This window comes from Natronospirillum sp. (assembly GCF_022565775.1).
In the GTDB taxonomy this organism is placed as follows: domain Bacteria; phylum Pseudomonadota; class Gammaproteobacteria; order Pseudomonadales; family Natronospirillaceae; genus Natronospirillum.
Genome location: NZ_JAIUMC010000004.1, coordinates 13,643 through 26,744 on the forward strand (window position 1 = coordinate 13,643; position 13,102 = coordinate 26,744).

At 60.5% G+C, this 13,102-nt stretch carries 10 protein-coding genes; 3 read left to right on the plus strand and 7 right to left on the minus strand.

What is annotated here, in order from left to right:
• Positions 1 to 3: 3 nt before the first annotated feature.
• The 4 genes from LAT62_RS02020 to gluQRS are packed head-to-tail and all read right to left on the minus strand — an operon-like array spanning position 4 to position 6,314.
• The gene (locus LAT62_RS02020; RefSeq protein ID WP_293378161.1) at positions 4 to 1,029 is read right to left on the minus strand and encodes a histone deacetylase family protein; all 1,026 of its coding nucleotides are present in this window, start codon (positions 1,027 to 1,029) and stop codon (positions 4 to 6) included.
• Positions 1,030 to 1,057: 28 nt separating this feature from the next.
• Positions 1,058 to 2,452: a sigma-54 dependent transcriptional regulator gene (locus LAT62_RS02025; RefSeq protein ID WP_293378164.1), complete on the minus strand. Its 1,395-nt coding sequence runs from the start codon at positions 2,450 to 2,452 to the stop codon at positions 1,058 to 1,060.
• A complete protein-coding gene (locus LAT62_RS02030) occupies positions 2,452 to 5,409 on the minus strand; it encodes an ATP-binding protein (protein ID WP_293378167.1) in 2,958 nt (985 codons plus the stop codon). Before LAT62_RS02030 ends, LAT62_RS02025 begins: the two co-directional genes overlap by 1 nt.
• Positions 5,409 to 6,314 (minus strand): tRNA glutamyl-Q(34) synthetase GluQRS, encoded by a 906-nt coding sequence (gene gluQRS, locus LAT62_RS02035; RefSeq protein WP_293378170.1) that lies wholly within the window; start codon positions 6,312 to 6,314, stop codon positions 5,409 to 5,411. Before gluQRS ends, LAT62_RS02030 begins: the two co-directional genes overlap by 1 nt.
• Before the next feature lie 119 nt (positions 6,315 to 6,433).
• Between gluQRS and LAT62_RS02040 the strand changes: the two genes are divergently transcribed.
• Complete coding sequence (locus LAT62_RS02040) at positions 6,434 to 7,621, plus strand: aminotransferase class I/II-fold pyridoxal phosphate-dependent enzyme (RefSeq protein ID WP_293378173.1); 1,188 nt, start codon at positions 6,434 to 6,436, stop codon at positions 7,619 to 7,621.
• On the opposite strand, the gene LAT62_RS02045 is transcribed toward LAT62_RS02040, so the two are convergent.
• Positions 7,609 to 7,926, minus strand: coding sequence for a Rieske (2Fe-2S) protein (locus LAT62_RS02045; protein WP_293378176.1), 318 nt, complete (start codon positions 7,924 to 7,926; stop codon positions 7,609 to 7,611). The two genes, LAT62_RS02040 and LAT62_RS02045, sit on opposite strands and share 13 nt — an antisense overlap.
• A gap of 77 nt (positions 7,927 to 8,003) precedes the next feature.
• A complete protein-coding gene (locus LAT62_RS02050; protein ID WP_293378180.1) occupies positions 8,004 to 9,335 on the minus strand; it encodes a hypothetical protein in 1,332 nt (443 codons plus the stop codon).
• Between the two features lie 199 nt (positions 9,336 to 9,534).
• On the opposite strand from LAT62_RS02050, the gene LAT62_RS02055 reads away from it, so the two are divergent.
• Positions 9,535 to 9,711, plus strand: a complete 177-nt coding sequence (locus LAT62_RS02055; RefSeq protein WP_293378183.1) for a hypothetical protein — start codon at positions 9,535 to 9,537, stop codon at positions 9,709 to 9,711.
• On the plus strand, positions 9,711 to 10,958 hold the full coding sequence (gene serB, locus LAT62_RS02060; protein ID WP_293378186.1) for a phosphoserine phosphatase SerB: 1,248 nt from the start codon (positions 9,711 to 9,713) through the stop codon (positions 10,956 to 10,958). The genes LAT62_RS02055 and serB overlap by 1 nt, the downstream gene beginning before the upstream one ends.
• Positions 10,959 to 10,967: 9 nt before the next feature.
• Here serB and LAT62_RS02065 read toward each other — a convergent pair whose 3' ends face one another.
• On the minus strand, positions 10,968 to 13,058 hold the full coding sequence (locus LAT62_RS02065) for an EAL domain-containing protein (protein WP_293378189.1): 2,091 nt from the start codon (positions 13,056 to 13,058) through the stop codon (positions 10,968 to 10,970).
• Positions 13,059 to 13,102: the final 44 nt, after the last annotated feature.

Genomic DNA, 13,102 nt, shown 5'->3' on the forward strand with positions numbered 1-13,102 from the left:
CAATCAGGATTCTGCACCGCGCAGCACGTTGACGGCATTCACCCCAATCTCCTCAACGGCATAGCCCCCTTCCATGACGAACAGGGTCGGCATTCCAGCCTGTCCGATCAGTTCGCCCATACGCAGATAATCGTCATGTTTCAGGCGGAACTGCGAGATGGGGTCGGACTCGAAGGTGTCGACCCCCAGAGAAATCACCAGCGCATCCGGCCCGTAGCCGTGCAGGGTGCGCAAGGCGTCCTGCAGGGCCTGTGACCACTGAGCCCATTCGGTACCCGCAGGCAGCGGGTAGTTGACGTTATAGCCGGTACCAGGGCCGGAGCCCCGCTCATCGGCATGCCCGGCGAAAAACGGGAATTCATGTCTGGGGTCTGCGTGCAGTGACATCACCAGAACATCAGGGCGCTGCCAGAAAATATCCTGGGTGCCATTGCCGTGGTGATAGTCAACGTCCAGAATCGCGACGCGACGAGCGCCATGATCGAGTAGATACTGCGCCGCTATGGCGGCATTGTTGAGGTAGCAGTAGCCGCCCATGAAGTCGATACCGGCATGATGGCCCGGCGGGCGGCACAGAGCGAAAGCCTGCTGATCTCCCTGTTGCAACTGGCGTGCTGCAGATACGCTGACCTGGGCGCCGCTGTAGATAGCCTGCCAGGTCGTAGCGGTCAGGGGTGCTCCGGCATCAAAGCTGTAGTAGCCCAGTTGGCCATCGATATCTTCGGGCCGTTTGGGGGTGGTTCGGCGTGACGGCCAGGCCAGGGGCAGCATGTCGTGCTCCCGACCCAGCGCCTGCCAGCGTTCCCAGGCGCCCTTGAGAAAGTCGATATAGTCTCCCGCATGAACGCGGCGCAGCGGTGCTTCTCCCCAGTCCTCGGGTTCAAAAACCGGGCCAAGATCTGCTGTCTGCACTTGCTGCAGAACCATGTCGGCCCGGGCCGGCTTCTCGAAGCACGGCATCAGCTGGCCGTCGTTCAATTCGGCATTGGCATGATGCAGCCGATGCTGTTCGCTGTAAAAGGTCTTCATGCGGTGTTCCTTCCTCCAATGGGCCAGTCTACTTGCCCTTGCGCCGTGGAATACCCAGTTTCTGCCGGCGTTCCCATAGACTCTTGCGGCTGATACCCAACTTCTGGGCCAGCTCTGTCTCGTTCATGTGCTCTTCGTGTTCCAGTACGAACTGTACAAAATAATCTTCCAGCGAGGGGTCATCGGCCGAGTCGGTGGTCTGGCCAGAGGGCCCCGCTCCACCGCTGCCATTGACGTCCTGGTTCTGACGAGAGCGCACCAGGCGTTCAGGCAGATTGAGCAGGTCAGCGGTGATCGGCTGATTGGGCTCGGCCAGGATCATGGCGCGCTGGATGGCATTTTCCAGTTCCCTTACATTGCCCGGCCAGTCGTAGCTCAAGATGCGCTCACGGGCGGTACCTTCTATCTCGGGCAGGTTGTCGCGTGACATCTCGCGCGAGAAACGCGACAGCAGATACTCGGCAATGAGCATGATGTCGTCTCCGCGTTCGCGCAATGGAGGAATAACCAGTTCAATCACCTGCAGCCGATAGTACAGATCTTCGCGAAAGCGTCCGGCTTCGACCAGAGCACGCAGATCGCGGTGGGTTGCGGCCACCAGACGGATATCGACTTGGCGGGAGTGCACTGTGCCGACCCGGCGTATTTCGCGCTCCTGAATGACCCGCAGCAGCCTGGCCTGTGCTTCGAGCGGCAGCTCACCAATCTCATCCAGAAACAGGGTGCCCCCTTCGGCGGCCTCTACCAGGCCTTGCCGGGCTGCCACGGCGCCGGTGAAGGCGCCGCGTTCATGGCCGAACAGTTCCGATTCGATCAGGCTTTCCGGGATGGCGGCACAGTTGACGGAAACGATCGGTGCCTTGGCGCGGGTACTGTGTTCGTGAATGGCGCGGGCAGCCAGTTCCTTCCCGGTACCCGACTCTCCGTGAATCAGCACGGTTACCGGTGTGGGTGCAATTTTGCGGATCTGCTGATACAGATGCTGCATCGCAGTGCAGTGGCCGACCATGCGCCCCATCTGCTCGCTGGCGGGGGTGTTCGCAGCACCCTCATCCCCGCCAGCCATGTCCCGGTCCGGGCTCTGGGCCAGTATCCGCTTGACCGTCTGTACCATTTCATCATGATCAAACGGCTTGGCGATATAGTCTCGCGCCCCCAGCTTCATCGCCTCCACAGCCGAGCGCATGCTGGCATAACTGGTCATGATCAGCACCGGCACACCCGGCGCCCGGGTAATCATTTCGGTGCCTTCGGCGCCGGGCAGGCGCAAATCACTGATGATCAGATCGAATCCGGTGGCATCGTGCTGGCAGGCTTCATCCACCGACCCGGCTTCCGTGACCTGGAATTCATGGCGCTCCAGCAGTCGCTTCAGGGCGCTGCGGATGATGACTTCATCTTCGACGATCAGAATGCTGGCCATTATGCGCTGTGTTCAACCTCTGTAATAAATCGGGGCAGGGTGATGATGATTCGGGTGCCGCGCCCCTCTAGCTGGAAGGCGGGGCTTTCGATATCCAGGCTTCCGTAGTGTTCCTCGATGATATTGCTCGCCAGAGACAGACCCAGCCCGGTGCCCTTGCCCACCTCCTTGGTGGTGAAAAACGGCTCCAGAATGCGATCCTGAACCTCTGCCGGAATGCCTTTGCCCTGGTCAACAACCTCAACCCTGACCCGGTGGGAATCCGCTTCGGCTGTGACCCGTATTTCATCGCCGTGCTGTGATGCATCCCGCGCATTGGTCAGCAGGTTGATGAACACCTGGCCCAGCCGCTGTGGGTCACAGGGTACCAGAATACCGTCTGGCACTTCATTGAGCAGAACAACGGGTCGGGCACCCTTGCTCAGCTGCAGCAGGTTGATGGCATCCTGCACCACGTCATGGAGCAGATGAGCACTATGGTCGTCCTGGCGCCGTGTCTGCCCGGCATGCGCATAGCTTACCAGAGACTGCACGATGGTAGTGACTCGCGACGCCTGATCACGGATCTGCTCCGCCACTTCCTTGATGTTGGGGTCATTGCTCAGGTAGCGCAGTTCCTGCGCCAGGCTGTCAATGCCGGTAATCGGGTTGCCGATTTCATGGGCGACCCCGGCGGAGAGGCTGCCGATCGCTGCCAGCCGCTCACTGTGGACCAGTTCCTCTTCCAGCAACTTGGTCTGGGTCTGGTCATCCACCAGCACCACCATGGAGGCCGGCTCTCCAAGGCCGCGGCTTTGTGGCGCCGAGGACTTGTGCAGACTGAGCCAGCGCCGCTGCTTGTCTTCGTCCAGTGGCAGCAGGGCAGCATCCTGCTGATTGTTGTCGATAAATCCTTCCAGTACCTGGCGCCAGGGATTGGGCAGCAGGTTGAGGCGCGCACCCAGGGCCTGTTCGGCGGGAATGCCGGTCAGTCTGGCCATCACCTGATTCCAGAGCAGTATTTCACCGTCCTGGGCCAGCGAGAAAACGCCAATCGGCAGGCGCATCAGGGTGTCACGATGAAAGCGGCGCAACTGGTCGAGTTCGCGCGCCATGCCCGTCAACTGGTTGTGCAGACCTTCCAGCCGGTTTTCCACCAGATACAGGTCTTCTGCGGCGGGCTCGATCTCTGTGGAATCAATCGCCAGATACCGCTCAACCAGCGTATTGGCAACACTCGGGCCCATCAGGCCGGACAGGTTGATCTCCAGTCGGTCGCGCAGGTTGCGCAGGGCAAAGGGACGATATTCGGCCAGCGTATAGCCCAGTTCCTTGAGGGCGCGCTCGACTTCCCGTTCTGCCGTGACCTGGCCCAGCGGGCCGGCCAACTGGGCAACGAATTCGCGTGCGTTCAGTGCTCTCAGAGCCCGCCGGCTGGGCGACATGGGCGCGTTCTGGCTGCAGGCCGACGCGGCGGCCTGTTCCGCCGGGGTGGGCGGAAACAGCAAAGAAAACACCACGAACAACACACTGTTGACGACCAGTGCCAGCAGCGTGGTCAGGAACCATTCGTTGGCCAGCGTCTCGAAATACAGCGGCAGGGCGGTTACCGCACGCGTGGCCTCGACGAGCAGAGGCAGGCCCAGCAACATCAGCCATAGCGCAAGACCGGCAATCAGACTCACCATGAAACCGGTGCGACTGGCGCGTTGCCAGTAGAGCAACCCGATCAACCCCGGTAGCAGTTGCAGTGCCGAGACGAAACTCAACATGCCAAGGGAGGTCAGGCTGTGCGAAGCCCGGAGGATGGCGTAAAACGCCAGGCCGCAGAGCAGTATCACCAGCGTCAGCACGCGCCGGGCACCCAGCAGCCAGCGGTAAATGTCGGCGGCTTCCCTGCGCGGCGGCGCATAGGGCAGCAGGCCATGGTTGATCCACATGGAGGCGAGAGCCAGGGTGCCGATCAGCATGGTGCCGATGGCCGCGGAGATGATCACGACAAACATCAGGGCGCTGAGCCAGGGTACCGAAAGCTGGATGCCGATACTCAGGGCAAAATATTCCGGCAAAGACGGGAACCCGAGGCGTATGCCACCCCAAAGAATGGGCAGGATGGGCAGCACGAACAACAGGGTATAGAGCGGCATGCCCAGTTGCAGCCAGAGGCTGGTCGGTTGGGTCGGATGCTCGCGCACCAGAACATGGAACAGGTGGGGCATGATCGCCGGCGTCAGCAGAAACACCAGCACCAGAGTCAGGCCGGACGTCAGCCCGAGGCTGTCACTGAACATGGCCAGGCGGTAACTGTTGTCAGCCTGCCACTGCCACATGTCAACCGGCCCCTGAAAGACCTGCCAACTGATAAAGGCGCCCAGCAGCCCGAACACCAGCAGTTTGACCAAACCATCCGTGGCCAGCGCCATCACCATGCCACCATGGTCCCGCCCCTGACCCAACTGGCTTGACCCGAGCAGCAGAGTGATCAACAGCACCATCAGCACAAAACCGAGCGCTACCTGCCAGTCACTGACCGGTTCCAGCAGCAGGCCGAGGCTGGCGGTAACCGCCTGAATCTGCAATGCGAAAAGCGGCATCATGACCAGGGTCAGGGTCAGCGTCACCAGAGTACCTGCCGACCGGGAGCGGAAGCGGAAAGCCATCAGGTCGGCCAGCGAGCTCAACTGATAATTCTGCGTGATCCGCAGCAGTGGCCTGAGCAGCAGCGGCAGGGCCAGAAACGCCATTGTGATGCCGAGCAGAAAAGTCAGAAACCCACCCTGGAACGCATAGGCCAGCCCGACGGTGCCGAAAAAGGTCCAGGTGCCGAAGAACAAACCCAGTGCCAGAATATAGGTCAGTGGGTGTCCACTGATGCGGCGCGATATCCAGCCGCGGTCAGCGGCAGAGCCAATACCGAAGAGCAGCGTCAGATAGGCCAGCGCAAGACCCAGCAGAAGAGGAAGGCTGAGCACGGGCATCAGACATCAGCTCCCGACAGTTCGCTGGGCTGGACGCTGTGCAGCCGGTGTTGCCGATTGACCCAGTGCTCTGTGCCCCAGGGCAGCAGTTCGGTAGGCAGCAGGTCGGCGGGCGGCGTCAGGCCCAGGGCCAGCAGAGCGGCGCGCAGGAGCCGGTCCGAGTCTCTGGCCCGTATCGCCGGCGCATGGTTCTGTTTGCTCAGCTTGCGCCCCTGTTGGTCCTGAATGACGGGCAGATGCAGGTAGTCGGGTGTGGGCAGGCCGAGACACTGTTGCAGCGCAACCTGCAACGGTGTGGTGTTCAGCAGGTCATTGCCGCGCACAACATGCGTAATGCCCTGGGCACCATCGTCGACCACAACAGCCAGTTGATAGGCCCAGAGACCATCCTTGCGCCGCAGTATCGGATCCGTACCCGTGTCTTTTGCCGCCAGAGTCAGGTCGCCCTGCATTCTGTCGCGAAACCCGGGCAGGGGCTCCGGGGTGCGCAGGCGCACAGCAGCGTGTTTCTCGTCAGGCGGTGCACGACGTGCATGGCAGGTGCCCGGGTAAACCCCTTTGGCGGCGCGCAGCTCGGCACGCGTACAGGTACACCAGAAAAGAAGCGGCTGCAGAGTCTGCAGAGCGGCGGCATAGGCCGCGCTGCGTTCGCTTTGCCAGGTTACCGGGCCATCCCAGTGCAGGCCGTAGGCCTCCAGCGTGCGCAGGATATCCTGTGCCGCCCCGGGCTGCTCGCGTGGCGGGTCTATGTCTTCCATGCGCAGCAGCCATTCACCACCGGCTGCACGCGCATCCAGCCAACTGCCCAGTGCCGCGACCAGAGAGCCGAGATGCAACGGTCCCGAGGGTGAAGGCGCAAAACGCCCCCGGTAGCGGGGTCTGGATTCGGGTGCCGGCCTGTTCATGGCGACAGTTTAACCGCTAAGTGGCTGTTAAGGTACAGCCAGAGGCCTGCGAGTGCTTGTCCTGGGCCCTGATTTAAGGGCACTCTATGCATCACTGAAGGCATTATGAGAGAGCGGGCATGGTAAGACTGGCCAGGCGAGAGCAGCAGGTAGGGGCATTCCAGGTGATGGATCTGATTGCCGAGGCCCAGCGTTTGATGGCGGCCGGCGCCGATGTGATTCACCTCGAGGTCGGAGAACCCGATTTTCCGACACCGGCACCGGTTGTCGAGGCGGCTCATCGCGCCCTTGATCAGGGGCACAATCGTTATACCGCCTCATCCGGCTTGCCCGGGCTGCAACAGGCCCTGTCCGACCTGTATCGCCGCCGCTATGACGTGAAACTGGCTCCCGAGCGCTTTATTCTGACCCCGGGTGCTTCCGGGGCGCTGCAGGTTGTACTCAGCCTGATGCTGGACGCTGGAGAAGAAATCCTGCTGCCCGAACCCGGCTATCCGTGCAATCGTCATATCAGCAGTGTGCTCAACATCAAACCACGCACGGCACCGCTGGAGGCCGCGCTGGGTTTTGATCTGACCCCCGGCTGGCTGGCGCGGCACTGGCATGCGGATACCCGCGCGCTGCTGGTCTCCAGTCCGGCCAACCCGACCGGCAAGGTGCTGGATGAGCGCTCCCTGTCAGTGCTGGTGGACTGGTGCCGGGAGCGTGACGCGCAGCTGCTGGTTGATGAAATCTATCATGGCCTCGGGCATGACCGGGCTCATACGCCGTCAGTGCTGGAAATCGAGCCGGATGAGGTCTGGGTTGTAAACAGCTTTTCCAAGTATTTCGGCATGACGGGATGGCGCCTGGGTTGGGCCGTGGTGCCGGAGGCTGCCGTGGATGCCGCCAACCGGCTGGTGCAGAACCTGTTTCTGGCGCCACCGACATTGTCCCAGCATGCCGCGTTGCGGGCACTGAAAAGCGATATGGAAGAAGAATACGAAGAGCGCCGGGCCGCCTTCCGCGGGCGCCGGGATGTTCTCTTGCAGGGGCTGGAAAAGCTGGGTTTCCACATGCCGGCTGGCGGAGAAGGGGCTTTCTATCTCTATGCCGACATCTCGCACACTGGCCTGAGCGCCATGGAGTTCAGCAATCGGCTGCTGCTGGAGGAGCACGTTGCGACAACACCGGGCAATGACTTTGGCGGAGCCGCCCCGCATCAGTTTGTCCGCTTTGCCTACACCTGTGAGGTGGACCGGTTGCAGGAGGCGCTGTCACGCCTGGAACGCTTTATGGCTTCCCTGCCGCGCGCTCAGAGCAAATAGACTCGCCCGTCGTCCATCTTCCAGGGCAGAGGCTGCAGCGCCTCTCCCTGACAGGGGCCGGCGATGCAGTGGCCGTCGGTGATCTGGAACAGTGCACCATGCATGGAGCACTCGATCAGATCACCGTCCAAGTCCAGAAACTGGTCTTCCTGCCATTCCAGATTCACGCCCAGGTGCGGGCATTCGTTCTTGTAGAGATAGAGCTCGGCATCCTTCTTGACTGCAAACAGAGCGAGACCGTCGACGGTAAACCCTTTGGATTCACCTTCGGGGATGTCATTGAAATGGCACAGTTCGGTTGGCATGGGTGGTTACCTGGCAACTCCTTATTGATTGGGACAAGCAAACTACTGTCCCTCGGGCAAGCAAGTCAAGTGCGGGCTTAAAGTCGCTCGCGCAGCGCCTGCACCTGACGTTCAAGAACTTTCAACCAGTTGTCGGCAAAGCCGGTCAGACGCCAGACCTCCAGCATCTCCGAGCCGGGCAACGAAATGTCCCGGTAGATCTCGGCCTCGACCACAGTGCCCAGGGCGGCATACTGGAACACCGGCTCACCGATCAGAATCTGGGCATCCCGGTTGTGGGAACTGAGTGCTTCCAACTGTGCCAGGGTCTGGCCGAATACCGTCAGCACGGGCAAGCCTCCGCCTGTCTGTATGCCAATATACAGCGGGCCGGCCATGATGGAGACACAGAATTCCGGGTGTGGCCTTACCGTCCAGTCGTCGCTTTCCTGCAGCATGCGATTCAGCACATAGCCTGCACACAGGGTGCGCTGGATAAAGTCTCCTTCATCGGTATGGTCACGCACCAGGAACAGCCAGGGGTCCTGCGTCGTCTCTCCATGGTAGAGCCGCATCACATCCTCGCAACGCTGGCGCGTGCTGTCGAGCAGTTGCTTGATGGTGTCGGCCGTCAGTTGCCCTTCCAGATCATCCAGGTTCAGCAGATCGATTTTCAGCAGCGCGCCTTCCACAATCTCGCCGGCTCGCTGGCTGGCCAGGAAGCGCTCGTGGATGTCGGACAGTTGAAAGTCTTCCAGGTGCTGCTGCAGATCATTGATTACCAGCAGACTGTGCTGATAGTGCTGCTCCAGTTGACTGAGCAGGGCTTCTGCCTGCGCCGCCGGCTCATCAGCCGTGTTCACGTGCAACCCGGGGAAATGCGTCTGCAGGTGCTTGTTGAGCCGCAACTGGGCCTGTTGCTGACGGCTGACGAAGCGCCGCCACAGCAGCACACCCAAGGCTGACATCAGCACGGCAGACAGCCCCAACAGGGCCAGGCCCCGCCAGCGTGCCTGGTTCAGCAGCGCCTGATCCTGCCAGAGGCTGAGGGTGCCCAGCAGCGACTCTTCATAATTCAGCGGTGCCGAAAACTCCGCGTCGGGTGTGCCGCCCGACTGCCCGGATTGCGCAATGGTGCGGCCTTGCGGATCTATGATCTCGACGCCGGTAATGCCGCCCTGACGGGCCCAGCGCTGCACTTCGACCGTCAGGCTGATGCGGTCGTCAAGGGTCAGCAGATTGGTTGCGCGATGGGCATATTCAGTGGCCAGGCGTTCGCCCTGCTGTGTCCACTGCGCCTGCAACTGGCTCTGTGTCGGCCAGAACAGCAGGCTCGCGTTCAGCGCGATGAGCAACAGCAGGCTGCCCACCGCCATCATCAGGGTGGGTGAGCGGAGGAATTGACGCACAACATCTAGCACAGGCCACATCGAAAGTTGTTCCGGATTCGGTCCAGGTCTTGCCGGTTCGCGTCCTGCCGGATGCGTCCCCGGTGTCCTTGTGGTTTACCGGCCCGATTGCCGGTACAATGGCGCCCGATTTCAGTCGGTCGGGAGCCAGCATTAGAGCCGCACCAGTCTATCGACTGAAGGTCATTGACACCACCCCATTTGCCGCCTCAGAGGATAAATGATGAACGATCAACAGCGACAGTTGAAAGAAGAACTGGAAGCCATCGGCCATGGTTTGTTCATGATCAGCCCGGATTGCATTCGTGCCCTGTCAACGCATGAAGAAGAGGAGCTGATAGAGCAATTGCGTGCTCGGGTCGAGAAGGCCATCAAGCTGCTGGACAAGGCTGGCTGATGACTTCCCGGAAACAAGTGCCAGCCTCAGAGGTAATCCTGCTGCGCGTGGCCGGCTCTGATCGCCGGGGGCTGACACTGGCCTTTTCGGAACTGCTGGCACAGCATGAAATCGCCATTCTCGATATTGGCCAGTCGGTCATTCATGACCAGTTGAACCTTGGCATGCTGCTGGAGATGCCGCGTGAGGGTATGGCCAGCGTGGTGCTCAAGGACCTGCTGTACAAGGGTCATGAGATGGGGGTCAGTGTGCAGTTTACGCCGGTCACGGCGGACGACTATGACCACTGGGTCAGCGGGCAGGGCAAGAAGCGGTATATCGTCACGCTGCTGGCGCGCAAGATTACCGCCATGCACTTTGCCCGGATGGCAGAGGTGGTGGCCGAACAGGGCCTCAATATAGACGATATCGTGCGTCTGTCAGGTCGGGTACCGCTGGGCCAGGCAACGGCAGACAGCCGGGCCTGCGTGGAAATCTCGCTGCGCGGCGATCCGGTTGATGGCAGTATCATGCGCTCACGGCTGGTGCAGGCCGCTGGCGACCTGGATGTGGATATAGCCTTTCAGGAAGACACTCTGTATCGGCGTAATCGCCGGCTGATCTGTTTCGATATGGATTCAACGCTGATCGAAACAGAGGTGATTGACGAACTGGCCGCCGCTGCCGGAGTGGGCGAGCAGGTGGCTGCCATTACCGAACGGGCCATGCAGGGCGAACTCGATTTCCAGGAAAGCTTCCGCGCCCGCATGGCTCTGCTCAAGGGGCTCGATGAATCCGTATTGTCAGAGGTGGCAAAGCGCCTGCCGATCACAGAGGGGGCTGAGCGGCTGATTCGCCACGTCAAAGCGCTGGGTTACAAAACGGCCATTCTGTCAGGCGGTTTCACCTACTTTGGTGAATACCTGCAACAGCGTCTCGGCATCGACTTTGTCTACGCCAATCAACTGACCTTTGACGCCAACGGCAAGCTGACCGGTGAAGTGGTGCCACCCATTGTCGACGGGGCCCGCAAGGCAGAACTACTGCGTGAAATCGCAGCGCGGGAGAATATCTCGCTGGAGCAGGTGATCGCGGTAGGTGATGGCGCGAACGACCTGCCCATGCTCAACACGGCCGGGTTGGGTATTGCCTTCAGGGCCAAGCCGATTGTGCAGCAGAATGCCAAGCAGGCACTGAGCACCATGGGTCTGGACGGAATACTCTACCTGCTGGGGTTCAAGGAGCAGCACCAGTTGGACGATGATTGAGCCGAAGGCTTAATCATCGTCGTCCTCAAACGCAAAGTCCATGCTCTGCGCGGGTGCCTGCAGGTAATACCCCTGAACATAGTGGACACCCAGCGGCCAGAGATTGCCCAATATGGATGCGGTCTCGATATGCGGCACAATGGAGGCCGCTTCCTGCTCGTGAATTACGGACAGCAACTTGCCAAGCCGGTCCATATTGCTGTCCTGACTCAGGTCCTGCACGAAACCTGGATCCACTTTGACATAATCGATCTTGAGGTGACGGAACAGGGTGTTGCTGTCGCCCTGATTGCCGAAGTGCACAATGGCCAGACCGGCATGCAGCACGCCAATGCCCTTGGTAAAGGCTTTCATCATCTTTAGATAACTCTGCGCAATGCGCTCCGAGACCTGAAACACGATGGCGTCTCCGGGCAGCTTGGCTTCGCGAAGCACCTTGTTGGCCCAGGGCAGAAAGGTGGGGTCCTGAACGCTGGCCGCTGTCAGGTGCACGAAGGCCCGCGTGCGAGATGATTTGCCCCGGCGATGTCTGGCCAACTGTGCAACGGTATGTTGCAGCACCCAACGGTCAAGACGACTGCTCAGATCGGCAACATCGGCCGCATCCAGAAAGTGCTGTGGCTCGATCAGATCATCGTTGTCGACCAGGCGAACCAGTACCTCGTAATTCTCTTCACTGCCTCGGCGCAGATTCAAAATGGGCTGGAACAGTATCCGCAGGCCATCATTGTCCAGGGCTTCGCGCACCTGGCTGCTGATGGTGTTTTCCTCCGACGAAGCCGCCCCGGGCTGCCATACCTGCACCGGCCGCTTTTCACGGCTGGCCAATTGACAGGTTTCATGGGCGCGGGTCACGACCTCCGAGGCTGTCGCCGAGGTTTCGTCAATGTTAACCAGGCCGGCATGGAGGCGAACCTGGGCGGTCTTGCCGCCAACGTCAAACAGGTGGTCATTGATGCGCTTTACGGTTTTCTCGCAGGCTGTTGCAGATTCTGCCAGCGGACCGGTGCAGATCAGGGTGAATACGTCGTCCAGAAAGCGGGCAACAACCCGGGCTTCCTGATAAGCCTCGCGCAGCATGTCGGCAACCTGTGCCAGTGCCAGGTCTGCCCCTGCTATGCCCAGTTCGGTTTTCAGGTCAGCAAAGTTGGTGACCTGCAGAAAGCCGAGTACCGGTGTCGGGCCATCCGCGCCGGTTTCACCCATGATGGCATCCAGTTTGCTGTCGAAGTAGGCCCGGTTGTGCAGGTTGGTATGCGCATCATAGCTGGCCATTTCCTGCACCTTGGCCTGTAATGCCGCCGCATCGACCCCCGACTTGCGAATGACAATCTGCAGACAGGGCTCGCCTTCCCAGGAGGCTGCACTCAAATCCAGTACGGCCTCGAATGACTCGCCACTTTCATGCTGGCCATTGGCCTGAAAGTGGGCTTGCTCTCCCTTGCTGACTTTCTTCAACTCATTCTTGAGTTGCTGCGGCTTCTCGGTCTGCACCAGATCAACCAGGGGCATGCAGGACAACTCTTCCATGTCGTCATAGCCAAAGAGTTCCCGGTAAGCCTCGTTGGCGTAGATGTGCATGCCTTCGTGGACATAGGCAATGGCATCGCGCGAGCCTTCCAGCAGCAACTGACAGCGGCGCTCTGATTCGTTCAGCATATGCTCCAGTTCGCGACGTCGGCGGCGCACCAGCAACTGACGGTGGGCGCGCAGAATCGCATGGCGAAAGTGGGGCATGAAGTCTTCAGCCACCACATCCTCCACGCCGAGGGCGATAGCCTGCTCGACGGTGGCGCGCTGGGTGATATCGCTGGTGATGGCAACAATGGGTATATCGCGCCCCTGCGACTGCAGGTGCCTGATGGCTTCCTGGGCGGGAACGTTTTCAGACTCGAGGTGAACACAGGCCACATCGAACACCTGGCTGGTCAGAAGCTTTTCCAACTCCTCCGGTGAAGCCACAAACTGGCTGTGCGTCGCCTGGCCGGCATTGCGCAACTCGCTGATGAGCGGCTCTGCCTCATTCTGGCTGTGGTGCAGCATCAGCAGCGTCAGGGCTGCCTTTTTGCTGGTTTGACTGATACTGGCGTCGGCATTCATTGTTACCGGAGCATCTCCATGTCTTCTTGGACGGGTGGATCAGG